This is a genomic window from Acinetobacter sp. NEB 394 (assembly GCF_013374795.1).
Taxonomy (GTDB): domain Bacteria; phylum Pseudomonadota; class Gammaproteobacteria; order Pseudomonadales; family Moraxellaceae; genus Acinetobacter; species Acinetobacter johnsonii.
The window spans coordinates 1,457,907-1,482,578 of sequence record NZ_CP055277.1; the positions used below are offsets into that span (position 1 = coordinate 1,457,907).

Genomic DNA, 24,672 nt, shown 5'->3' on the forward strand with positions numbered 1-24,672 from the left:
ACTTATTTGTTTTTGTCTTTTAACTGTGGAACAGCAGAACCCGTACCGACTGCAAGCAAACCAGTATTGGTATAAATACCAAGTTTCGCACGAGTATCGGTAATGTCCAAGTTACGCATAGTTAACTGACCAATACGGTCCATTGGCGTAAACATTGAATCACCTTTCTCCATCGTCAAGCGCTCAGCTTCATAAGTGAGGTTTTCAGACTCTGTGTTCATGATGGTGTAGTCATTACCACGACGAAGCTCTAAAGTCACAGTACCAGTGATGGCTTTCGCAACCCAACGCTGTGCGGTTTCACGTAGCATTAATGCTTGAGAGTCGAACCAACGACCTTGGTAAAGTAAACGACCTAAACGTAGACCGTTGATACGGTACTGTTCGATCGTGTCTTCGTTATGAATACCTGTAACCAAGCGCTCATAAGCAATATGTAGAAGTGCCATACCTGGTGCTTCATAAATACCGCGAGATTTTGCTTCAATAATACGGTTTTCGATTTGGTCAGACATACCTAGACCATGACGACCACCAATACGGTTGGCTTCAAGGATGAACTCAACAGGGTTTTCGATACGTTGACCATTGATTGCAACAGGGAAGCCTTCTTCAAAAGTAATCGATACTTCTTCAGCTTTAACTTCTACGTCGTCTTTCCAGAATGCAACGCCCATGATTGGGTCAACAATTTTGATCCCTGCATTGAGGTATTCAAGATCTTTTGCTTCGTGGGTCGCGCCCAACATGTTTGAGTCAGTTGAATACGCTTTTTCTTTTGACATTTTGTAGTCAAAGCCGTTGTCGATCAAGAATTGCGACATTTCAGCACGACCACCTAATTCATCAATAAACGTTTGGTCTAACCAAGGTTTATAGATTTTAAGTGCAGGGTTGGTCAACAAACCATAACGGTAGAAACGTTCAATATCGTTTCCTTTATATGTTGAACCATCACCCCAGATGTTTACATCATCTTCTTTCATTGCGGTAACAAGCATAGTCCCTGTTACTGCACGACCCAATGGCGTCGTGTTGAAATACGGTACACCACCAGTTGAAATGTGGAACGCACCACATTGAATTGCAGCAATACCTTCAAGTGCAAGCTGTAAACGGCAGTCAACTAAGCGAGCTTTTACTGCGCCATACGCTTCCGCTTTTTTTGGAATCGCATCGTAGTCGTCTTCATCAGGCTGACCTAAGTTTGCTGTATAAGCATAAGGTTCTGCGCCTTTTTGTTTCATCCACAAAAGTGCAGCTGAAGTATCTAGACCACCAGAGAAGGCAATACCAACTTTTTTGCCAACTGGGACATTCTGCAAGATAGTTGCATTATCAGTCATTGTTAATCCTAACGATATAAATATAGGCACCGAGAATGGGTGGCCTGAAAGAATACATATGTCCGCGATTGTAGCACTTTTCCAAATGGTTTTTCTAAAAAATCATAGGGCTTTAAAAATATTAAAGCTCATGTGCATATCGATACTGTTGAAAAATTTCTGGATAAAATCGGTTTCTATATTGTGTGCTCAATTTTTGTCTTTTTAGAAGATGTTTAGGCTGTAAATTAATCAGGAAAGTGGTGAAGTTTGTTTGGTTTTAAATTGGTATTACCAATATTGTGTGATTTTTCCATTTTTTGAGTATTAAGCTGGATTTAAGTTCGGTGATTATTTTTTATATTATTGGACTAAAGTCTAAAATTGGCATTATTTTCATAAAAATATCAGTAAAAACAATGATATTAATTTGATTGAAATATGATCTAGTTTGTGAAGGTAGTTAATATTGGTCATACCAATATTAACTTTTAATTGAAGTTTTACTTCATTTTAAATCATAATAAGCCAAGCATAAGTCATTATTGGTTTGTTTCTCTTTACTGTTGCTTATATTGGTCTGTCCAATATTGGCAAAAGTGCCAATAATATGCTCAAAATTAAATCTTAGTAAGCATTTCAAGGAGATGACAATGCTTCAATGGCAGCAAATGTATGACCCGATGGGGAATATTTGGATTTCAAGTCTAATAGCACTGATTCCGATTATCTTCTTCTTTTTGGCGCTCGCGGTATTTCGTTTAAAAGGCAGTGTGGCAGGTACGATCACTGTTGTACTTGCACTTCTTGTCTCTTTATTTGCCTATAAGATGCCGGTGCTGATGGCATTCGCATCGATGGCTTATGGTTTCCTCTACGGTTTATGGCCGATTGCATGGATCATTATTGGTGCGGTATTCCTGTATAAAATTTCAGTGAAGACAGGCCAGTTTGACATCATTCGTTCTTCTATTCTCTCAATTACTGAAGATCAGCGCTTACAAATGCTGTTAGTGGGTTTTGCTTTCGGTACTTTCTTAGAGGGTGCTGCAGGCTTTGGTGCTCCTGTGGCGATTACTGCAGCATTATTAGTCGGTTTAGGCTTTAAACCTTTATATGCAGCAGGTCTGTGCTTAATCGTAAATACTGCACCTGTGGCTTTTGGTGCGATGGGTATTCCAATTATCGTTGCGGGACAAGTGTCTGGTGTCGATACGATGGAAATCAGTCAAATGGTGGGTCGTCAGCTACCATTTATGGTACCAATCGTGCTGTTCTGGATTATGGCGATTATGGATGGCTGGCGCGGTATTAAGGAAACATGGCCAGCGGTTATTGTGGGTGCAAGTAGCTTTGCAATTGCGCAATACTTAACCTCGAACTTTGTCGGGCCAGAATTACCTGATATTACGGCTGCAATTGCATCCTTGGTTTCTTTAACAATTTTGTTTAAATACTGGCAGCCGAAGCACATTTTCCGTTTTGTAGATCAAGACGCAACAATGAGTGAAGATGTGGCTGCACAAAAACAGCAAAAATACACTGTAGGACAAATTGCAAAAGCATGGTCTCCATTCGCGATTTTAACTGTGATGGTGACGATCTGGAGTGTGAAACCGTTTAAGGATTTATTTGCCAAAGACGGTGCATTGCATGATCTCGTGATTTCAATCAAAGTGCCATTTTTGCATCAAATGATTCAAAAAATGCCACCTGTAGTTGCTGAAATTAAAGACTATGACGCGATTTACAAATTTGATTGGATCTCGGCTACAGGAACTGCGATTTTTATTGCAGCATTGATCACCATTGCCTATTTGAAGATGAAACCGAAAGATGCTGTGGTAACTTTTGGTGAAACCCTGAATGAGTTGAAAGTTCCCATTTATTCAATTGGTATGGTGTTGTCTTTTGCTTTTATCGCAAACTATTCGGGTATGTCTTCGACCTTGGCTTTGGCCCTTGCACATACAGGTTCGGCATTTACGTTCTTCTCACCTTTCTTGGGTTGGTTGGGGGTATTCCTCACGGGTTCAGATACTTCTGCCAATGCATTGTTTGCAGCGCTTCAAGCCACCACAGCTCAGCAAATTGGTGTGCCAGAAGTTTTACTGGTGGCAGCCAATACCAGTGGTGGTGTGACCGGTAAGATGATTTCACCGCAATCGATTGCGATTGCGTGTGCGGCGGTAGGACTGGTTGGTAAAGAGTCTGATTTATTCCGTTTTACCTTAAAACACAGTATAACGTTCACAATTATGATGGGTATTATGATTACTCTACAAGCCTATGTGTTCCCATGGATGATTCCATAACACAAATTGTGTATCAACGTTAAGGAAAGCAGATGAAAGTCTCCGATAAAGCTGTACAAAGCCTGCGTGTATTGATTGAACAAAGCAATATGCAAGTTGGAGACCGTCTGCCTGCTGAAAGAAAACTGTGTGAACAGCTTCAAGTCTCTCGCTCTTCTTTAAGAGAGGCCATTTCGCAGTTGACCAGCATGGGTATGTTGGTCAGCAAAGTGGGGGCGGGGACTTTTTTAAAACAATTACCAGCAACGTGGTCCAGTTATCAAATCGTACAACCGATTAGTAATTTGATGAGTGAGGATCCTGCCTATCGATTTGATGTGCAAGAGGCGCGCATTATTTTAGAAGGTGGAACAACTTGGTATGCAGCACAACGCGCAACCCAAGAAGATCTGGTGAATATCCGACATCATTATGACCAGATTAACCATTTTCAGGCTTTGGGAAATGATGATGAGGCGGCTCGTGCAGATGCGAAATTTCATTTGGCGATTGCTGAAGCCTCTCATAATTTGGTTTTGATTCAGATGATGCGTGGTCTGTTCGATTTGTTGCAGTTCAACGTCGCTTTGGGACGTCGAAAAGTCTATAGCGAAGCACACCGTTTTGATCAATTGCATGATCAGCACTTTCAAGTCATGAATGCAATTGAACGTCGTGATCCAGAAGCTGCACGTAAAGCAGTCTGTGGACACATTGAGTTTGTAGTACAACAGGTGCGAATGATTGATGAAGAAGAAGCTCGTCGTCAGCGCGCCAGTCGATTAAACAGGATATAAGCATGATTATTTCTTCTGCCAATGACTACCGTGAAGCGGCACGACGTCGTTTACCGCCATTTTTATTCCATTACATCGATGGTGGTGCGTATGCAGAATATACCCTGAAGCGTAATGTAGAAGATTTATCAAAAATTGCTTTGCGCCAGCGTGTACTGAACGACATGTCACAGTTAAGTTTAGAGACCAAACTGTTTGATGAAACTTTGTCGATGCCTGTTGCATTATCTCCTGTGGGTTTAACAGGCATGTATGCACGCCGCGGTGAAGTTCAAGCTGCTGTCGCTGCAGATAAAAAGGGTATTCCATTTACACTGTCTACCGTTTCAGTATGTCCAATTGAAGAAGTTGCACCTGCGATTCAACGTCCAATGTGGTTCCAGCTCTATGTACTACGTGACCGTGGTTTCATGAAAAATGCCTTGGAACGTGCTAAAGCGGCAGGTTGTTCAACCTTGGTATTTACCGTGGATATGCCTGTTCCGGGCGCGCGTTACCGTGATGCTCACTCGGGTATGAGTGGCCCAAATGCAGCAATGCGTCGTTATATGCAGTCGTGTTTCCACCCACACTGGGCGTGGAATGTCGGCATGATGGGACGTCCGCATGACTTGGGCAATATTTCCAAATACTTAGGTAAGCCTACAGGTCTAGAAGATTATATTGGTTGGTTAGGTTCTAACTTCGATCCGTCTATTTCGTGGAAAGACCTTGAGTGGATTCGTGAGTTTTGGGATGGGCCAATGGTCATTAAAGGCATCCTAGATCCTGAAGATGCCAAAGATGCAGTGCGTTTCGGTGCAGATGGGATTGTGGTTTCAAACCATGGTGGTCGTCAGCTGGATGGCGTTTTATCTTCTGCACGTGCACTTCCGCCAATTGCAGATGCAGTCAAGGGTGATATTAAAATCCTCGCGGATTCGGGTATTCGTAATGGTTTAGACGTGGTACGTATGCTGGCGTTGGGTGCGGACACGTGTATGCTCGGTCGTGCCTTTGTTTATGCTTTAGGTGCGGCAGGCGGTGAGGGTGTTTCAAATCTGCTTGATTTAATTGATAAAGAAATGCGTGTGGCAATGACTTTAACAGGTGCAAAAACCATTGCTGATATTACGTCTGACTGTTTAGTGAAGTTAGAACGAGAGTTGGCTTAGCCGTTAACTGTTAAATGTCAAATTCGAGTTTTTTCTTAACTTTGATACGCGTAAATGTCATCTGCAATTGTTCGAGGCAGGCTTACATATTTAAAGTAATGTTTCTGCGAAGATAATATTTATCAGAAAGTATTTGACGAGTTTTGCGGATGACAATGGTTTTGCCTACTTTTCCCAAAAGAAAAGTAGGTCGAACCGAAGGTTAATTCCTAAATATAAACAAAACTGAAATTACTCCGCCGTTATGAATGCTTTAAAGCCTGAACTGTATAAGCATTCATCCATAGGATAACCAATATGCAACCCCATTCAGATTCACAGCAAACCATTCAAAAACTCATCACCATTGTTGGTAAACAACACGTTTTAACTGACGATAAAGACACACGTTTATACCGCCAAGGTCGTCGTTACGGTGCAGGGAAAGTACTGGCTGTTGTTGCACCAGGGTCATTACTGGAACAGTGGCAAGTACTGCAAGCGGCTGTTGATGCAGATTGTATTGTAATTATGCAAGCAGCCAATACAGGTTTGACTGGCGGCTCAACGCCTTTTGGCGATGACTATGACCGTCCTGTGGTTCTGATCAGCACGCGTCGATTGGTTGGAATTCAGGTTATTAATGACGGTCAGCAAGTGATTTGTCTACCTGGTGCAACACTAGATCGACTTGAAAAAGAATTGGTGCCATTTAATCGGGAGCCACACTCGGTGATTGGTTCATCGTGTATTGGAGCTTCAGTTTTAGGTGGCGTCTGTAATAACTCAGGCGGTGCTTTGGTGCGCCGTGGTCCTGCTTATACTGAGCTGGCATTGTATGCCCGTGTCAATGATGATGGTCAGTTAGAGTTGGTGAATCATTTAGGGGTAAATCTCGGAGAAACACCTGAAGAAATTCTAAGCAAGCTTGAAACGAAAAATTATCAAATCGGCGATATTATCAATAACTCAGGCTGCTGCGCATCGGACCATCGTTATGGACATGATGTTAAACAAGTGGATGAAAATACGCCCGCGCGTTTTAATGCCGATCCGTCTCGTTTATATGAAGCATCGGGTTCAGCAGGTAAAGTATGTGTCTTTGCCGTACGTTTGGATACCTTTGAAAAAATTCCAAGCCAAGTATTCTACGTGGGTACAAATTCACATGATGATTTGACTGAAATCCGCCGTTTTTTACTAAAAGATTTGCCGCGATTGCCGATTGCAGGGGAATACATTCATCGCGTGGCTTATGACATTGGGGCAGAGTACGGTAAAGACACCTTTATGTTTATTGAAAAACTCGGTACAGCCAAAGTACCTGCTGCATTTGCAATGAAAGATAAGGTCGATGCGTACTTAGAAAAATTTGGTATGAAAGGACTGTCAGATAAAGTCCTGCAATTGATCACCAAATTTTTGCCTAATCATTTACCGAAACGGATGAATGCTTTCCGTGATTTATATGAACATCACTTGATTATTCGGGTTGAAAATCAAGATGTCGAGCAAGTTGAAAGCTTTTTAAAACGTTATTTCCAAGATAAAAGCTCAGGTGATTTTTTCCATTGTAGCGAGGAAGAAGGACGTAAAGCATTTTTACATCGTTTTGCTGTTGCAGGTGCAGCAATTCGCTATCGGGATACGCACCGTTCAGAAGTTGAAGATATTGTGGCTCTGGATATTGCATTACGTCGTAATGATCGCGAGTGGGTGGAAACCTTGCCCAAAGAGATGGATGATCTGATTGTTCATAAACTCTATTATGGTCACTTTTTATGTCATGTGTTTCATCAGGACTATATTGTGAAAAAAGGCGTAGATCCTTTGGCGATGGAACACCAAATGTGGCATTTACTGGATGCTCGTGGGGCGGAATACCCAGCTGAGCATAATGTCGGACATTTATATGTAGCAAAACCTGCACTACGAACGCATTATGAAAAGCTCGATCCAACCAATAGTTTTAATGTGGGTATTGGTCAAACCAGTAAGCTGAAGCATTGGCAGTAAAGGGCTTTGGTCTAAAAAACTAAACCAGTGAGGGCAACGTCACTGGTTTTTTTATTGTCGTATGTTTTTGAGCGCTCAGTTGAATTGACCGTAGATGCCAAGAATTTTTTATAAATTGTCATCCCAATATTTTAAAAAACAGCTAAAGTAGTGTGCAACAAGTTGCAAAGCCAGAGATAAGGATTCATGATGACAACCAATAGCTATGCACATATTTTAAAACCCTTACATTTGGGTTTTACTACCATTAAAAACCGTGTGGTGATGGGCTCCATGCATACGGGCTTGGAAGATCGTTTTTATAATTATCCAAAATTGGCAGCATACTTCGGTGAGCGTGCTAAAGGTGGTGTCGGCCTGATCATTACAGGTGGGATTTCTCCAAACCGTCAAGGTTGGCTTCTTCCTGCGGGCGGTACGATGAATACGCTGGGGGATATTGCTCCGCATCGTTTAGTGACCCATGCAGTACATAAGCATGGCGCAAAAATTTTAATGCAAATTTTGCATGCTGGACGTTATGGCTACCAACCTTTTGTGGTTTCTGCCAGCCCAATCAAGTCGCCGATTTCGCCTTTTAAACCGCGTCAAATGTCTGAAAAACAAATTTTGAATACCATTGATGATTACGTCAACTGTGCCAGTCTTGCAAAAAAGGCAGGCTATGACGGTGTAGAAATTATGGGTTCAGAAGGCTATTTACTGAATCAATTCTTAAGCCGTCATGTGAACCAACGTGAAGACCGTTGGGGGGGGGCGATTGAAAACCGTATGCGTTTTGCGGTCGAAATCGTTAAAGGAATACGTGCACAAGTCGGCGAAAAATTTATTATTTGCTTCCGTTTGTCATTGCTCGATTTGGTGCATGATGGCAATACCATGAAAGAAGTGGTTACGATTGCGCAAGCACTAGAAAAAGCAGGCATTACCTTATTGAATACAGGGATTGGTTGGCATGAAGCGCGGATTCCAACTATTGTGACTTCGGTACCACGTGCTGCTTTTGTTGACTATACTGCGGAAGTGAAAAAGCACGTGGCTGTGCCAGTGATTGCCTCAAACCGTATTAACATGCCAGATACCGCGGAAGAGATTTTGGCATCGGGCAAAGCGGATATGGTGCAAATGGCACGTCCGTTATTGGCTGATGCTTTTTGGGTGAATAAAACAGCGACCAATCGTGTTGATGAGATCAATACGTGTATCGCTTGTAACCAAGCATGCTTAGATCATACTTTTAAAAACCAACGTGCAACCTGTTTGGTCAACCCGCGTGCAGCGTTTGAAACAGAGTTGGTTTATTTGAAGGCGAAACAACCGAAACGAGTTGCGGTAGTGGGTGGTGGTGTCGCAGGGATGTCAGCCGCGACGGTTGCAGCCAGTCGTGGACACCAAGTGACTCTGTTTGAAGCAAGTCATGAAGTGGGTGGACAGTTCAACTTGGCAAAAGTTGTACCCGGTAAAGAAGAGTTTCATGAAACCATTCGTTATTTCAAAGTACAGATTGAAAAAACTGGCGTCGACTTACGTTTAAACACCAAGGTGAATCGTGAGCAGCTTGAGCGTGAAGGCTTTGAAGAAATTATCATTGCCACAGGCGTTGTGCCACGTGCATTACGTATCGAAGGGAGTGATTCACCGCAAGTCTTGTCTTATGCAGAAGTGCTACGCGGCGCACCTGTCGGTCGAAAGGTTGCGGTGATTGGTGCTGGAGGGATTGGTTTTGATGTGTCTGAGTATTTATTGAAACCCGAGCATCAACCTCAGCCACAACCGCTTGCAGATTGGCAACGTGAATGGGGTGTAGATCCAAACCCGAATTATGTTTCTGAAGGAGGCACGCAGGCCGCAGAAGTTCATCCGCCTGTTCGTGAGATTTATTTATTACAGCGTAAAACTTCTGCACTTGGAGCAGGTTTGGGAAAAACTTCGGGCTGGGTACACCGTGCACAGTTGAAAAAGCATGCAGTACGTATGTTACGTGGGGTTCAGTACAAAGCCGTGACTGATGAAGGGCTTTGGGTGGATATGGCAGGACAAGATCAATTGCTACGTGTTGATACTATCGTTGTGTGTGCAGGGCAGGAGTCTGTAAAGGATCTGATGCCAAGTGCTGAGCAAAATACACTCGCGAATTATCACATTATTGGTGGTGCTAAATTGGCAGCTGAGCTAGATGCGAAGCGTGCGATTCGCGAAGGTGCAGAAATCGCTTCGAAATTATAAGTTTTTGATGAAACAATATGCAGTTGGTTGCTTTGACAGTAAGTTTTACTTGTCATCAAAACAAAAGCTCCGTATGATGGCGCACATGGAAGCGTGGCAGAGCGGTTTAATGCACCGGTCTTGAAAACCGACGAGGGCTTATACCCCTCCGTGAGTTCGAATCTCACCGCTTCCGCCAAATTTGAAAAGCCCTCTGTAGTTACAGGGGGCTTTTTTTATTTCGTTTTTTTTCTCACAAGCTAATCCATATTACTACTAAAAATCTAGACGTATGATCTAAAGTCACAATTTATAAGAGACAGGTGGCATCACTGAGGCCAATATAACTGGCTCCGAGTATGTACTTCCAAATGGCTCTCGTCTATGAACCTAAAAAGGACAAATTTTGCATAGCCTTATTTTCTAATTCATACGTTTTTCTGCAAAGTGGACGAACACTTCAACGTCGCTTTAAGAGCATCTTTGAAAATGATGGAGTGCAACAATCCGATAGAAATGAGTCTGTGTAATTGTGTTAGAAGAACGCAGATATTCAGTGCACGCTAAAATAAAAAACTAGGTTTTTATATTTTTGATATGATCAAAATGAAGTTTATGAGATTGCAGAAGATGAGGTATGGGTATGAGATGCTTAGTGTCATAAGCTCCATCGGTATAAACACAGTTAATCTGCTCATCTTGTGGAATCTGATCAAGTAAATCACCAAGTACCTGTGAATCACTTACATTATTGGTTGTAAGCTGAACTGCTCGTATTTGCAGGGTTTTGGCATCTATACCAATATGAAGTTTACGCCATTGGCGACGATATTCGGGCTGATATTTCTTACGTTTCCATTCACCTTCACCCAAAAACTTTAAGCCAGTAGAGTCTACGAGTAGATGAAGCCCATCACTGTTTTTCTGATAACTAATTGCAATATCAATATGCTTTTGTCTTCTACAAAGCGTCGTGTAATCTGGAGCTGTCCAATCTAATCTGCAAAGATGAATGAGACTTTGAACAAAACCTGTAACCATGCGTAAAGAGAGTCTGAATAAAGATTTGATCATTAAACAGCATTGAATCGCTATGTCGGAGTAGGTTTTACTTCGACCTTGTTTGCCTTGTGGTTCTGCATACCATTGTGTTTTTGGATCGAACCAAATGGCAATATTCCCACGATTAATGAGAGCTCGGTTATATGCAGGCCAATTGGTTGTGCGGTAGATTTTGTGTGTAGGCTTCTTCATTTGGAAATTATATTGCCGAAGAAGTCCTTAAGAACAGCTTTGTGCAACAAAGCCACTCAGAACCAGAAGTTTAATCGTACCAGATAAGCTATTTTTCTCTGTATTTAACCGTTCTTCATAGTCCATTAATTGACTATAAATCATCATACTTGCTTCAAATACAATTTCTCCAGTCTCGGTTAAATAGAATTTCCCCCCCGTTCGAATAATCAATGTTTCGCCAATCTGCTCCTCCAGTCTTTTTAAACTTTGACTAATGGCTGACTGGGTTAAAAATAACTTAATCGCGGCTTTGTTCAAACTGCCTTCTTGAACAATCACACGGAAGATACGAAGCAAAGACCAATTACATTTATCTAGCAATACATTTGGTCTCATACCGGCTTTGTTGCACAAAGCTGTTCTTAAGGGCTTCTTCGGCAATATAATTTCCAAATGAAGAAGCCTACACACAAAATCTACCGCACAACCAATTGGCCTGCATATAACCGAGCTCTCATTAATCGTGGGAATATTGCCATTTGGTTCGATCCAAAAACACAATGGTATGCAGAACCACAAGGCAAACAAGGTCGAAGTAAAACCTACTCCGACATAGCGATTCAATGCTGTTTAATGATCAAATCTTTATTCAGACTCTCTTTACGCATGGTTACAGGTTTTGTTCAAAGTCTCATTCATCTTTGCAGATTAGATTGGACAGCTCCAGATTACACGACGCTTTGTAGAAGACAAAAGCATATTGATATTGCAATTAGTTATCAGAAAAACAGTGATGGGCTTCATCTACTCGTAGACTCTACTGGCTTAAAGTTTTTGGGTGAAGGTGAATGGAAACGTAAGAAACATCAGCCCGAATATCGTCGCCAATGGCGTAAACTTCATATTGGTATAGATGCCAAAACCCTGCAAATACGAGCAGTTCAGCTTACAACCAATAATGTAAGTGATTCACAGGTACTTGGTGATTTACTTGATCAGATTCCACAAGATGAGCAGATTGACTCTGTTTATACCGATGGAGCTTATGACACTAAGCATTGCCGTCAGATTATTGCAGATCGGCAAGCGCATGCGGTGATTCCGCCAAGAAAAAATGCGAAACCTTGGAAAGATACAAAGATCAGTTCGCTAGAGCGAAATGAATTACTTCGAACAGTTAAACGTTTAGGCAGGACACTATGGAAAAAATGGTCAGGCTATCATCGGCGAAGTTTGGTTGAGACTAAGATGTATTGCATTAAATTGTTGGGGGATAAACTCAGTGCTAGGAATTTTGACAGCCAAGTGAATGAGATCCATGCACGCGTAGCTGTATTAAATAAATTTACAGAATTAGGCCGACCTCACACCCAAGTTGTCACTTAAAATTGAGTTACTTAGGATAACTCTGTCTTTTAAGCCTTTATGCAACAAAGCCCCATGAAGATGAAACATCGTGAGTGTTTATTCAGATGTATTGCAGAGCAACATAGTGTTGCGCTTGTGCAACGGTTATCATAGAGCCAACAAAGCGTTGGAAGACATTATGAAAATCGTGGCAGATGAAAATCTCGCATTTACCGATTATTTTTTTGCCGAATTTGGTGAAATTGAGCACAAAGCAGGGCGTACTTTAACCCATGCCGATGTTGTAGATGCCAAAGCACTGTTGGTGCGTTCCGTAACTCAAGTCAATCCAGCATTAATCAATAACACCACACTTCAATATGTGGGTAGTGCCACCATTGGTACGGATCATTTAGATATTGAAGCCATTGAGAAACAGAATATTCAATGGGCGAATGCCGCAGGTTGTAATGCGCAGGCGGTGGCTGAATATGTGATTACGGCTTTGCTCCATCTCAATCCAGCATTGCTGAACGCTGAAGAAAGTTTTACTTTGGGCATTATTGGCCTAGGAAATGTCGGTTCTCGCGTAGCTTATATGGCCAAACTATTGGGCTGGAATGTGATCGGTCATGATCCTTTTGTACAGCAAGATACGATTCAGCAGGTCGATTTAAATACGTTGTTGCGTACTGCCGATGCAATTTCATTGCATGTGCCTTTAACCAAAACAGGATCACATTCAACCTACTATTTGTTCAACGCCGAAGCTTTCGCTGCGATGAAAGCGACAGCAATATTGATTAATTCTGCACGTGGGCCTGTGATTGAAGAGCAGGCTTTATTGGTCGACATCGAAAAAACACAGCGCAAAGTGGTACTAGATGTCTTTGAGCATGAGCCTGTGATTTCTGGACAAGTGTTGAAAGCTGTGAGTCTGGTGACGCCACATATCGCAGGTTATAGCTTAGAAGGTAAAGCTCGTGGTACACAAATGATCTATGAGGCTTTTTGTAAGACCTTTCAGTTTGAAGCAGATAAAAGCTTCGAGTCACAGTTAGCTGTGTGCGCGCAGTATTTTGAAGGGCAAGATTTGAAATCTGCACTTCAACAGCATTTAAATGAAATCTATCCAATTTTACGAGATGATCACGCTTTACGTGCTTGCTTAAAAGAGGGGATGATCGATCAAAAAGCTTTTGATCATTTAAGAAAAACTTATCCATTACGCCGTGAATGGGCTGCACACGGAGGGCCGAAGGCATGAGTCAGGACGTGATCCATTATCAGCCAACCTGTGATTTAAAAGCCATGCGAGCGCGTGCGCAAATGTATAGCCAAATTCGCCAGTTTTTTGCTGAACGTGAAGTGCTTGAGGTTGAAACCCCGATTTTATCTCAAGCTGGTGTGACCGATGTGCATTTGGCTTCAGTTCAAGCGCAGCGCCATCTACAAGGCAAACAACAAACGCATTATTTGCAGACCTCACCTGAGTTTGCCATGAAGCGTTTATTGGCTAGTGGTAGTGGGCCGATTTATCAAATCTGTAAAGTCTTCCGTGATGATGAACATGGTCGTAAACACAATAGTGAATTTACCATGCTGGAATGGTATAGACCGAATTTCAGCTTGAAGGATTTGATGTTTGAAGTGACAGATTTATTGAATGTCACATTAAAGCAGCGTTTTGGTGAAGTTCGCCCTACCATTTTGAGCTATAAGCATGCGTTTATGGATCGCTTGGATTTGAACCCACTGCAAGCCAGTTTGAAGGAGTTAAAAGACTGCTGTAATCGCGTGGGTTTAAATTTGGACTTGGGTGATGACCGCCTTGGCTATATCGATTTGCTCTTTTCGCATTTTGTAGAGCCAAGCCTAGGTTTTGATACGCCCGTCTTTTTGACCGATTTTCCGCCAGAGCTAGCCTCGCTTGCCAAAACTAAAACGGATGAAGACGGTGAATGGGTTGCAGCACGTTTTGAGCTGTATATTGAAGGTTTGGAACTCGCCAATGCGTATGATGAATTGATTGACGCGGAGGTGTTGCGTTCACGTTTTGAAGCCGATAATGCTGAACGTGAAAAGTTAGGCTTACATGTAATGCCAATCGATGAGTTTTTATTGGCTGCTTTGCCTCAAATGAACGCATGTGCAGGTATTGCTTTAGGTGTAGATCGTTTATTAATGATTGCCACTGAACACATGCAGTTGGAAAAAGTCATTACTTTTCCCGCATCCATTTCTTAAGTGAAATTAAATAAAGCGCCGATTGTGGCGCTTTATTTGAGTCGATCAAGGTTTAACTATATTGAGACTTCAGCTCTCCAATTGCGTGTATTCGACGTTCAATCAGCATTTCACCAATATCAGGGCCTTTGATATCCGCAGGCAGGTCTTGTGCTTTGATATTTCGCACCACATCCATCACCTTTAAAATATATGCAGACTGTGGGTATTCACGATCTTCAAGCCCTAAACGACCACGTGAGTCACATTCACAAGCTTGTACAAAGGCTTCAACCCGTTCTGGACGACGTAGTACATCTAAGCGTTGCAGTAAGCGCCACAAAGTGCCTGGTTTTAAGGTCAGGGCTTGATGACATTTCAAATGTTCTTTACAGACCGTAATTGCGAGCTGCTTCATCTGCGTTGGGACTTTTAGACGCTCACACACTTCTGTCACAGGCTTGACCCCACGTTCTTCATGCATGATATGACGCGGTAACTCGTCTACAGGTGTCAAAGCTTTGCCTAAGTCATGTACCAAAACAGCAAAACGAACATCCAGTGCATAGTTGGCACGACATGCTTGCTGTAAGGACATCATGGTATGAATGCCACAGTCAATTTCAGGGTGATACTCAGGGCGCTGTGGAATACCGTAAAGCGCCTCGATTTCTGGAAAAAGCACTTTTAAAGCACCACAGTGACGTAGTACTTCAAAGTATTCATCGGCATGATCTTCCATCAGAGCACGAGAGGTTTCTTTCCAAACCCGTTCAGGAGTCAGTGCCTCCAGTTCACCCGAGTCTGCGAGTTGCTGCATCAGTGCCAACGTTTCTTCGGCCACTGTAAATCCTAGGGTTTTATAACGTGCAGCAAATCGTGCAACACGAAGGACGCGTAGAGGGTCTTCTACGAAAGCATTAGAAACATGCCTTAAAACCCGGAGCTCTAAATCGCGTTGGCCGCCATAGGGGTCATACAGTGTGCCTTCATCATCCATGGCAATAGCATTGATGGTGAGGTCACGTCGAATTAAATCTTGTTCTAAGGTAACGGTACTGTCGGTATAAAACTCAAAGCCATGATAACCATGCCCTGACTTACGTTCAGTACGGGCAAGCGCATATTCATCTTTGGTTTCAGGATGTAAAAAAACAGGAAAATCTTTACCTACAGCTTGGAAACCCTGGGCAAGCAGTTGTTCAGGCATTGCGCCGACAACTACATAATCTTTTTCGTGATAGGGGTGACCCAGAAGCTGATCTCGGACCGCACCGCCTACTAAATAAACTTGCATGAAAAAACCTCTATTCTTGCAGTCATCATGCTACAGAATAGAGGTTTTCTCAAGTCACAAGATACGTGTATAACGACAAACAATTAGTCGCCGTTTTTCTCCGCTTCTTGAATTTCCGCTACAGTCAGCGCAGTCATATTCACTAAACGACGTGTTGTTGCTGTCGGTGTCAAAATATGAACTGGTTTCGCTGCGCCAAGTAGGATAGGGCCAATGGTGACATTATTACCTGAAGTTGATTTCAACAGGTTAAATGAAATGTTGGCTGCATCCAAGTTTGGCATGATCAATAGATTCGCAGAACCTTTGAAGCGCGAGTTTGAGTATGCAAAGTTACGGATGTTTTCATCCAATGCCGCGTCCGCATGCATTTCACCTTCAACTTCAAGTTCTGGCGCGATTTGCGTCAAAATCTCAAACACTTTACGCATTTTTTGCGCGCTTGGGTCGGTCTGGTCTGAACCGAAGCTTGAGTGAGAAAGTAGAGCAACACGCGGTGTCATACCAAAACGACGTACTTCTTCAGCGGCTAAAATTGTCATTTCAGCCAACTGTTCAGCTGTCGGGTTGGTGTTGACATAAGTATCAGCAATGAACAGGTTACGGTCTTCAAGCATTAAAGCATTCAATGTAAAGAAAGAGTTGTGACCTTCTTTTTTACCTATGATGTTTTTAACGAAGTCTAAGTGAATGTCATAGCTTGAATACGTACCACATAGCATACCGTCTGCTTTACCATGTTTCACTAACATCGATGCGATCAAGGTTGAACGACGACGTGCTTCACGTTGTGCATATTCAGGTGTTACACCTTTACGCTGCATAAGTGTGTAGTAGTCATCTGCAAACAATTCGTAGTCAGGGTTTTTTTCTTGATCGACAATAGTGATGTTCACACCATGTTCAAGACGTAAGCCTAACTTTTTAATGTTTGCCTCAATAACCGCAGTACGACCGACTAAAATTGGTTTTGCAAGATCTTCATCGACCGCAATTTGTACTGCACGAAGTACACGTAGGTCTTCACCTTCAGCATAAGCAATACGTTTCGGATCAGATTTTGCTTGAGCAAAAATAGGTTTCATCATCAGTGCTGAGTTATAAACAAACTCAGAAAGACGTTGACGGTATGCAGAGAAGTCTTGAATTGGACGACTTGCAACACCTGAATCCATGGCCGCTTGTGCAACAGCAGGTGCAATTTCTAAAATCAGACGCTGATCAAGTGGGCGTGGAATTAAGTAGTCACGACCAAAAGATGCAGATTTTTCACCATAAGATGCCGCATCTGCTTCAATGTGTGCCATACGCGCAATCGCATAGACACATGCAATTTTCATCTCTTCATTGATAGTGGTTGCGCCTACATCAAGAGCACCACGGAAAATGTAAGGGAAGCAAAGTGCGTTGTTCACTTGGTTTGGATAATCTGAACGACCTGTCGCCATGATCACGTCATCACGAACTTCGTGTGCATGTTCAGGCAGAATTTCAGGATCTGGGTTGGCAAGTGCGAAGATAATCGGATCTTTCGCCATCAGCTTAACCATTTCTTTGGTTAAGATACCCGCAGCAGATAAGCCGAGGAAAATGTCTGCGCCTGCAATCACGTCAGCCAGTTGAGTGCCTTCAACATCTTGTACATAACGTTTTTTAGAGTCGTCTAGACCTTCACGTTTTGTTGTAAGTAGACCTCGTGAGTCTGCAACAATAATATTTTCTTTTTTTGCACCAATGGCACAAAGTAAATCTAGGCAAGACAGAGCCGCAGCACCTGCACCTGAAGCGACGATTTTAATTTCGTCAATTTTTTTGCCATTCAATTGCAAAGCATTCAGTAAAGCAGATCCAACGATAATGGATGTACCATGCTGATCATCGTGGAACACAGGGATATTCATACGTTCACGAAGTTTTTGTTCAATATAGAAGCATTCTGGTGCCTTGATGTCTTCAAGGTTGATACCACCAAAAGTCGGTTCTAATGCAGCAACAATATCGACAATTTTGTCAGGATCATTTTCTGCAATTTCGATGTCAAATACATCAACACCTGCGAATTTTTTAAATAAAACGCCTTTACCTTCCATGACAGGTTTAGAAGCCAGTGGACCAATATTACCTAGACCCAAAACGGCAGTACCATTTGTGATCACGGCAACAAGGTTACCACGTGCAGTATAAAGCGCTGCTTTTGAAGGATCTTTTTCAATTTCAAGACATGGTGCTGCGACACCCGGTGAATACGCCAAGGCTAAATCGTGTTGGTTGACCAGCTGCTTGCTAGGTGTAACGCTGATTTTCCCTGGGGTTGGGAATTCGTGATAATACAAAGCTTGCTGTTTTAATGATTGATCGTCCATCTGAATCTCTTTGTAGCGTGGGTTAGCCAGCGGAGCTGGTAGTTTTTAGTAGACAAGACCAAATATACCATTAGTTGCTGGTATATCCCAGTGATAGCTGGTGCTTTTTAAGCAAACTTAGAGCTAAAACAGTCTGATTTATATTGAGTATGTATACGAGGGTGTGTCGAGATGATCTCTTAAATATTGGGTAGCATCGAGCTGCGGAAGAGGTTTGGAAAATAAATAACCTTGCGCGATATCACATTCTAAGTTTTGTAGGTAACTCAGTTGTTGTTCGGTCTCAATTCCTTCCGCCACCACGGTCATACCCATGGCTTTCCCCATGGCAATCATGGCGCTCACAATGGCTTCTTGTTTGTAGTGTCCAATTTTTGAAATGAAGCTTCGATCAATTTTTAAAGTATCGATAGGGAAGTCAGTTAGGTAAGACAGTGATGAATAACCTGTACCAAAGTCATCTAAAGAAATATGAATGCCACGCAATTTGATGGTTTCAAGGAGGTTTTTCACTGCTTCTGAGTTTTCAACCAAAGTGGATTCTGTAATTTCTAATTCGAGGCTACTACCACTGATTTTATATCGATCAAGGGCTTCGTCTAAGTCCTTTAAAAGCTGTCCACGTTGTAATTGTTGGGCAACCACATTGACCGAAACACAGATATTATCAAAACCCAATTTATTCCATTCTTTGATTTGCTTAGCGGTTTGTAAAATTACAATGCGGCCAATATCTGAAATCAAGCTGGTTTTTTCTGCCATCGGAATGAAGAGACTCGGCGGCACGATGCCTTTGGTTGGGTGATTCCAGCGTACCAACGCCTCAAAACCATAAATCTTCTGATTGTGAAAGTTGATTTTGGGTTGGTAATAAACCACCAACTCATTGTTTTGTATTGCTAGCCTTAAATCGCGTTCTAAATAAATTCCTTCTTCTAATGCAACGGTATTGCTCAGGCTGTAGAACTTGGTGGCATTTCCACCTAAACGTTTTGCTTCACTCAGTGCTTGTTCTGCACAGTTGTTTAAGTAGTCCAGCTGACGACCATGTTCAGGGTACTGCGAAATCCCCATTGAAAGCGTAATAATATGTTCTTGACCAAAAATATCAAAAGGTAGGCTAAAGGCTTTGTTAATGCGATCAATATGTTCCTGAACGGAGGGGCGAATATGAGAGACCTCATATACAATTGCAAAATCGTCACCATTTAAGTGAGCCACTATCAAGGCTTCAGCATTGGTTAAACGAAGGCGCTGAGCAACTTGGCGCAGCAGCTCATCGCCGCCATTATTGCTTAAGAATTCATTCAATGGGCGGAAACGGTCAATATTGAGTCGAATAATCGCCAGTTGTTTAATACTGTCTTGCTGAGAAACCAAATACTGATGAAGCTGATAGTTATAGTAAAAACGGTTCGGTAAGTCGGTCAGCGTATCGTAGTTCTCTAAATAAGACAGACGCTGTTCTTGCAGTTTGCGCTCGGTTAAATCGGACACGATACCAATATAATGCGTGACACGATCTTGCTCATCGGTAATGGCATTCAGATGCATCCAAATACACAGCTCTTTGCCTGACAGGAACTTTTCATTAAGTTCACCGTCGTATTCACCTTTTTTTAGGAGTTGCCCAATGATTTGGTTATGTGTGGTGCGTTGATGTGACTTATAATTCGCAACAATATCAAACAGATGCTTACCATTAATTTGTACAGCTTCAAAGCCAGCCAAACGTTTAAAGAACGGATTTACGTCGATATAACGCAGGTCTTCATCTAAGATGAAAATCCCTTGTTCAGCTTGTTCAAGTACGCTCGCTGCTAGTCGCAGACGTTCTTGGTTGCTTTTTTCATGTTGAATGTCACGTCGAATACCGACCATTTGTAACGGTTTTTGATTGATTGGATCGCGAGCAATGACGCGTCCCGTGTTATGTACCCAGTACCATTTCCCGTTATTGTGTTGCACACGGTAAGTGGCTTCATAGCGGTCTGAATGACCGCGTAAATGACTTTTCATTGCAGATTTAAACGGGGCAATATCATTTGGATGAATTAGATACTGAAGCTGAAGTTGATGCTCTGTGGAATTTTTAAATACTTTTTCTTTTTTGTGATTGGTCAAGGAAATGAGCCGGTCTTTAATATTCCAATCCCAAGGACGAATACCTGAAATTTCATGGGCAAGCGATAGGTTTTCTTGCTTATTTTTTAAGTCTTTATTGATTTGATTTACGTCAAAGGTTCGTTCACGTACTTTTTGCTCAAGCAATTGATTATTCAGTTGTAACTGTTGTTCAATTTCTTTGGATTTATTCACTTCGTTTTGTAGTTGTTTGCATAAATCATCGGTCCAAGCGACTTGTTTTTCAGCTTCTTTTTTCAACTCTCGATTTTTAATTGAGAGGCGGGATAAGTGCTGATTAATACGGTTAGTGGCGTTGGCACAAAGCAAAATCACAATCAGAATAAAGTTTACAGTGAGGTGAAAAAGAGTGTGATTGGCATCGAAGTTGATAAATTGCGAGAGGACATAAGGGGTGATAGACGGAATAAAAACCAAACAAAAATAACTGATGCGTTGCGTTAAATAGGTGAGGCAAACGGTCTGTGTGACGATCACTAAAAGTGCAGATAAGAGTAGGGCATTTGTATAGTTAAAATTGCCAGATAGGCTGGGTAAGTAGTAGTAGATACATACGACGCCTGCTGCAACCAAAAGACCAATACTTAAACAGATGCCTTGAATCCAGCGGTGTGCATGTTTGGCAGAGTGATTTTTCGGGTTGAAATACACGGTGTTCACGAGCCAAAAAATACTGAGAATAAACTCGGAAATAAAAAACCACAGGTTAAAATAAAAAGAATCTTGAGAAAAATTATAGTGATATGCACAGAAAATATAAAAATTTAGAATCAGTAAGCTACTGATGAGGAAACGAAGATGGCTAATAGAATGCGATATTTGCGCAGTCTGCAAGTGCCGATCAAGATTTTCTGTAGAAATATCTGGCATGAATCGCGAAACCTTATTTTTTTTATGACCCAATGGTGTTGTGTTGTGTCTTTTTTCAAATTTAAATACATTGTGTAAAACACAATCAATTTATATTTTTATATAAGTCAAGGGTAATATTGTTGTACATCATAATCAATATATTAACAGAACAAAAGGGTGACTCTGCTGTTTATGTGATTTAAATCACTAAATTGTAGTTGAGGATTGACAAAGCGACAACTGGTGCTGTCTCTGTACGTAATACACGCTCACCAATACACCAGTTAATAAAACCGTGCTCATTGGCTGTTGTAATTTCAGCCTCACTTAAACCACCTTCAGGCCCAATGAGTAGTGCAATGTTTGGTGTCGCATGTGCCAAAACGTCGATTTTTTCTTTATTCGGGGCGAGTACAAGCCGAGTCGCAGGTAATTCGGATGCGAGCCATTTGTCTAAGCTGACTGGAGCATGGATAGTGGGAACAATGTTCATGCCACATTGTTCGCATGCCGCGATAGCAATGCCTTGCCAATGATCAATCTTCTTTTGGTCGCGGTCATATTTCAAACGCATTTCACAACGTTCAGACGTTAATAGTTGAATTTCGGAAACGCCTAATTCAACTGCCTTTTGAATGACATAGTCCATACGATCACCTTTACTCATGACTTGACCGAGTAAAGTTTTAAACGCAGGTGTACGATTGGTTGGGTTAAAAGCAGTGACCTGAACTGATGCTGACTTTTTAGCAACGTCACTTAAGGTCACTTCATATTCGCCGCCTTGTCCATTAAACAAGGTAGCCGTTTCACCGACTTGAGCACGCAAAACTTTTACCCAGTGGTGAAACACAGTTTCAGTCAGTTCGACAGTGTGATCAACATTGAGTTCTGCTTCCATAAAAAAACGAGGCATTCGGTTTTACTCTCAAATAGGGCGAATCTAGTTTAAATACTTATGCTAAACCGAGGTCTAGTACAAGTTGACGGGTAGGGTCAGTCGTATTCATGGTGTAGAAGTGCAAACTTGGTGCGCCCCCTGCAATCAGGCGTTCACAAAGCTTCACAATCACTTCATGACCGAAGGCTTTGATGCTGGCAGTATCGTCACCATAAGTTGCCAACTGTTTACGAATCCAACGTGGAATCTCAGCGCCTGTACCATCTGCAAAGCGAATCAAGTTGCTGGCATTGGTAATTGGCATAATGCCTGGTGCAACTGGAATGTTCACGCCTTCTTTTTGGATACGATCTACAAAGTAAAAGTAGGCATCTGGATTAAAGAAGAACTGGGTCAGTGCGGCATTCGCACCTGCATTGGCTTTGTCACAAAAACGTTGAATGTCTAGGTCAAAACTATCTGCTTGAGGGTGCATTTCTGGATAAGCGGCAACTTCAATGTGGAAGTGGTCGCCCGAATGTTCACGAATAAAGCGAACCAAATCCGTGGCATAAGGTAATTCACCTAAGCTGACTTGTCCAGAAGGTAAGTCACCACGCAGCGCCACAATACGGTCAATGCCTTGATCTTTATAAATGTCGAGTAACTCAGCAATACGTGCTTTGTCATCACCAATACAAGACAAGTGAGGGGCAACTGGTGTGCCTTTACCATTAAATTCTGCAATCGCTGCCAAGGTACGTTCACGGGTAGAACCGCCTGCACCATAGGTAATTGAGAAAAACTCTGGGTTGAGCAGCTGTAATTCTTGGTGTACGACTTTCAGTTTTTCTGCACCCGCATCCGTTTTGGTCGGGAAAAACTCAAAAGAAATAGGAATGTGTTTCGACATGTTCAAATCCTTTTTTATAAATGCTATTTTTTGTGTTTGCTCTCATCCCATCCTTCTCCCAGAGGGAGAAGGGGATTCATTACATGGAATAGAGATAACAAGATTTCACTGCTAACATCATTTGGTAATGAAAGTCCCTCTCCTGAGCAGACTTTAAGCACTGCTTTAAAGTTCAGCGCAAGAGAGGTTAGGAGAGGTTTGCAACTTAGTATTTATAAGCGTCAGATTTGAACGGACCTTCAACAGCTACACCTAAGTAGTCTGCTTGTTCTTGAGTCAATTGAGTCAAGACACCACCAAAACCAGCAACCATTGCCGCAGCAACTTCTTCATCTAATTTCTTAGGAAGAAGTTCTACACGAATCGCCGCTTGTTTTTGATCTTCTGGAAGATCAGCAAATTTTTCAGCGAATAAGTGCATTTGACCCAAGACTTGGTTGGCAAATGAACCATCCATAATACGTGATGGGTGACCTGTTGCATTACCTAGGTTAACTAAGCGACCTTCAGAAAGAAGGATCAAGTAGTTGTTTTCATCTTCTGAACGATAAACTTGGTGAACTTGAGGTTTCACTTCAACCCACTTGTAACCACGTAAGTAGTTTGTGTCGATTTCAGTGTCGAAGTGACCGATGTTACACACCACTGCACCTGCTTTTAATGAATCAAGCATTGCAGCGTCACATACGTGGTAGTTACCTGTTGTCGTTACGATCAGGTCAGTGTTTTCAAGAAGGTCAACATTGATGTCTTCTTTTTTACCAGTCTGTACGCCATTTTTGTATGGAGATACCACTTCGTAACCGTCCATGCATGCTTGCATTGCACAGATAGGGTCAACTTCAGTTACACGTACAATCATGCCTTCTTGGCGAAGTGATTGCGCAGAACCTTTACCTACGTCACCGTAACCGATCACAAGCGCACGACGACCAGATAAAAGCATATCTGTACCGCGTTTGATGGCATCATTCAGTGAGTGGCGGCAACCGTATTTGTTGTCGTTTTTAGACTTTGTTACAGAGTCATTGACGTTGATTGCAGGAACTTTCAAAGTACCGTCACGAAGCATTTCATACAGACGTTGTACACCTGTAGTCGTTTCTTCAGTTACACCGTGGATTTTTGCAATCACTTCAGGGTATTTTTCATGAACAAGTAGCGTTAAATCACCGCCATCATCCAAAATCATGTTGGCATCCCAAGGTGTGCCATTCACATTGATTTGTTGTTCTAAACACCACATGTATTCTTCTTCTGTTTCGCCTTTCCAAGCAAATACAGGAACACCAGACGCAGCAATTGCAGCAGCAGCGTGGTCTTGAGTAGAGAAGATATTACAAGAAGTCCAACGAACTTCAGCACCCAATTCAACCAATGTTTCAATTAAAACAGCAGTTTGAATGGTCATGTGGATACAACCAAGGATTTTTGCGCCAGCAAGTGGTTTTGCAGCAGCATAACGCTTACGTAGGCCCATAAGTGCTGGCATTTCTGCTTCAGCAAGTTTGATTTCTTTACGGCCGTAGTCAGCGAGTGAAATATCAGCAACTTTGTAATCTGTAAATGAAGCAGTAACCGCGTTCATCACGATCTCCTAATATAAAAAATTGATCATTCAGTTCGCGGATGCCGTTGTTGAT

General features: G+C 42.1%; 16 protein-coding genes, 1 tRNA gene and 1 pseudogene. 9 read left to right on the plus strand and 9 right to left on the minus strand.

The annotated features are described in order from the left end of the window. Positions 1 to 2 precede the first annotated feature (2 nt). The gene (argG, locus tag HUK62_RS06920; RefSeq protein ID WP_176537452.1) at positions 3 to 1,346 is read right to left on the minus strand and encodes an argininosuccinate synthase; all 1,344 of its coding nucleotides are present in this window, start codon (positions 1,344 to 1,346) and stop codon (positions 3 to 5) included. Positions 1,347 to 1,972: 626 nt separating this feature from the next. Between argG and lldP the strand changes: the two genes are divergently transcribed. From lldP to HUK62_RS06950, 6 genes are all read left to right on the plus strand, one after another. Then, positions 1,973 to 3,640, plus strand: coding sequence for an L-lactate permease (gene lldP, locus HUK62_RS06925; protein ID WP_171428548.1), 1,668 nt, complete (start codon positions 1,973 to 1,975; stop codon positions 3,638 to 3,640). Between the two features lie 32 nt (positions 3,641 to 3,672). Continuing rightward, positions 3,673 to 4,416: a transcriptional regulator LldR gene (gene lldR / locus HUK62_RS06930; RefSeq protein ID WP_004694009.1), complete on the plus strand. Its 744-nt coding sequence runs from the start codon at positions 3,673 to 3,675 to the stop codon at positions 4,414 to 4,416. A gap of 2 nt (positions 4,417 to 4,418) precedes the next feature. Beyond that, on the plus strand, positions 4,419 to 5,570 hold the full coding sequence (gene lldD / locus HUK62_RS06935; protein WP_176537453.1) for an FMN-dependent L-lactate dehydrogenase LldD: 1,152 nt from the start codon (positions 4,419 to 4,421) through the stop codon (positions 5,568 to 5,570). 297 nt (positions 5,571 to 5,867) lie between these two features. After that, positions 5,868 to 7,565, plus strand: coding sequence for a D-lactate dehydrogenase (gene dld / locus HUK62_RS06940; RefSeq protein ID WP_176537454.1), 1,698 nt, complete (start codon positions 5,868 to 5,870; stop codon positions 7,563 to 7,565). 189 nt (positions 7,566 to 7,754) lie between these two features. Then, entirely contained in the window at positions 7,755 to 9,791 is a 2,037-nt protein-coding gene (locus tag HUK62_RS06945; RefSeq protein ID WP_176538455.1) for an NADPH-dependent 2,4-dienoyl-CoA reductase, read from the plus strand. A gap of 87 nt (positions 9,792 to 9,878) precedes the next feature. Beyond that, positions 9,879 to 9,969, plus strand: a tRNA-Ser gene (locus tag HUK62_RS06950). 452 nt (positions 9,970 to 10,421) lie between these two features. Here the strand turns inward: HUK62_RS06950 and HUK62_RS06955 are convergent. Together HUK62_RS06955 and HUK62_RS06960 are read right to left on the minus strand one after the other, a co-directional pair. Beyond that, positions 10,422 to 11,024 (minus strand): annotated as a pseudogene (locus HUK62_RS06955) (IS5 family transposase); the annotation flags it as partial. Between the two features lie 27 nt (positions 11,025 to 11,051). Continuing rightward, on the minus strand, positions 11,052 to 11,447 hold the full coding sequence (locus tag HUK62_RS06960) for a LysR family transcriptional regulator (RefSeq protein WP_176537455.1): 396 nt from the start codon (positions 11,445 to 11,447) through the stop codon (positions 11,052 to 11,054). A gap of 12 nt (positions 11,448 to 11,459) precedes the next feature. Between HUK62_RS06960 and HUK62_RS06965 the strand changes: the two genes are divergently transcribed. From HUK62_RS06965 to epmA, 3 genes are all read left to right on the plus strand, one after another. Continuing rightward, on the plus strand, positions 11,460 to 12,392 hold the full coding sequence (locus HUK62_RS06965; RefSeq protein ID WP_176537456.1) for an IS5 family transposase: 933 nt from the start codon (positions 11,460 to 11,462) through the stop codon (positions 12,390 to 12,392). A gap of 160 nt (positions 12,393 to 12,552) precedes the next feature. Then, on the plus strand, positions 12,553 to 13,620 hold the full coding sequence (locus tag HUK62_RS06970) for a 4-phosphoerythronate dehydrogenase (protein WP_176537457.1): 1,068 nt from the start codon (positions 12,553 to 12,555) through the stop codon (positions 13,618 to 13,620). Continuing rightward, positions 13,617 to 14,600, plus strand: a complete 984-nt coding sequence (gene epmA / locus HUK62_RS06975) for an EF-P lysine aminoacylase EpmA (protein ID WP_176537458.1) — start codon at positions 13,617 to 13,619, stop codon at positions 14,598 to 14,600. Before HUK62_RS06970 ends, epmA begins: the two co-directional genes overlap by 4 nt. A gap of 52 nt (positions 14,601 to 14,652) precedes the next feature. Here the strand turns inward: epmA and HUK62_RS06980 are convergent, their stop codons facing one another. The 6 genes from HUK62_RS06980 to ahcY form a co-directional block, all read right to left on the minus strand. Continuing rightward, on the minus strand, positions 14,653 to 15,876 hold the full coding sequence (locus tag HUK62_RS06980) for a multifunctional CCA addition/repair protein (RefSeq protein ID WP_176537459.1): 1,224 nt from the start codon (positions 15,874 to 15,876) through the stop codon (positions 14,653 to 14,655). An 83-nt stretch (positions 15,877 to 15,959) separates the two neighbouring features. After that, positions 15,960 to 18,239, minus strand: coding sequence for an NADP-dependent malic enzyme (locus HUK62_RS06985; RefSeq protein WP_176537460.1), 2,280 nt, complete (start codon positions 18,237 to 18,239; stop codon positions 15,960 to 15,962). Positions 18,240 to 18,377: 138 nt separating this feature from the next. Further along, positions 18,378 to 21,254: a GGDEF domain-containing phosphodiesterase gene (locus tag HUK62_RS06990; RefSeq protein ID WP_176537461.1), complete on the minus strand. Its 2,877-nt coding sequence runs from the start codon at positions 21,252 to 21,254 to the stop codon at positions 18,378 to 18,380. 181 nt (positions 21,255 to 21,435) lie between these two features. Next, positions 21,436 to 22,152 (minus strand): 16S rRNA (uracil(1498)-N(3))-methyltransferase, encoded by a 717-nt coding sequence (locus HUK62_RS06995; RefSeq protein WP_004693949.1) that lies wholly within the window; start codon positions 22,150 to 22,152, stop codon positions 21,436 to 21,438. Positions 22,153 to 22,192: 40 nt separating this feature from the next. Next, positions 22,193 to 23,029: a methylenetetrahydrofolate reductase [NAD(P)H] gene (metF, locus tag HUK62_RS07000; protein ID WP_176537462.1), complete on the minus strand. Its 837-nt coding sequence runs from the start codon at positions 23,027 to 23,029 to the stop codon at positions 22,193 to 22,195. Between the two features lie 205 nt (positions 23,030 to 23,234). Next, complete coding sequence (gene ahcY / locus HUK62_RS07005) at positions 23,235 to 24,617, minus strand: adenosylhomocysteinase (protein WP_130234983.1); 1,383 nt, start codon at positions 24,615 to 24,617, stop codon at positions 23,235 to 23,237. Positions 24,618 to 24,672 lie beyond the last annotated feature (55 nt).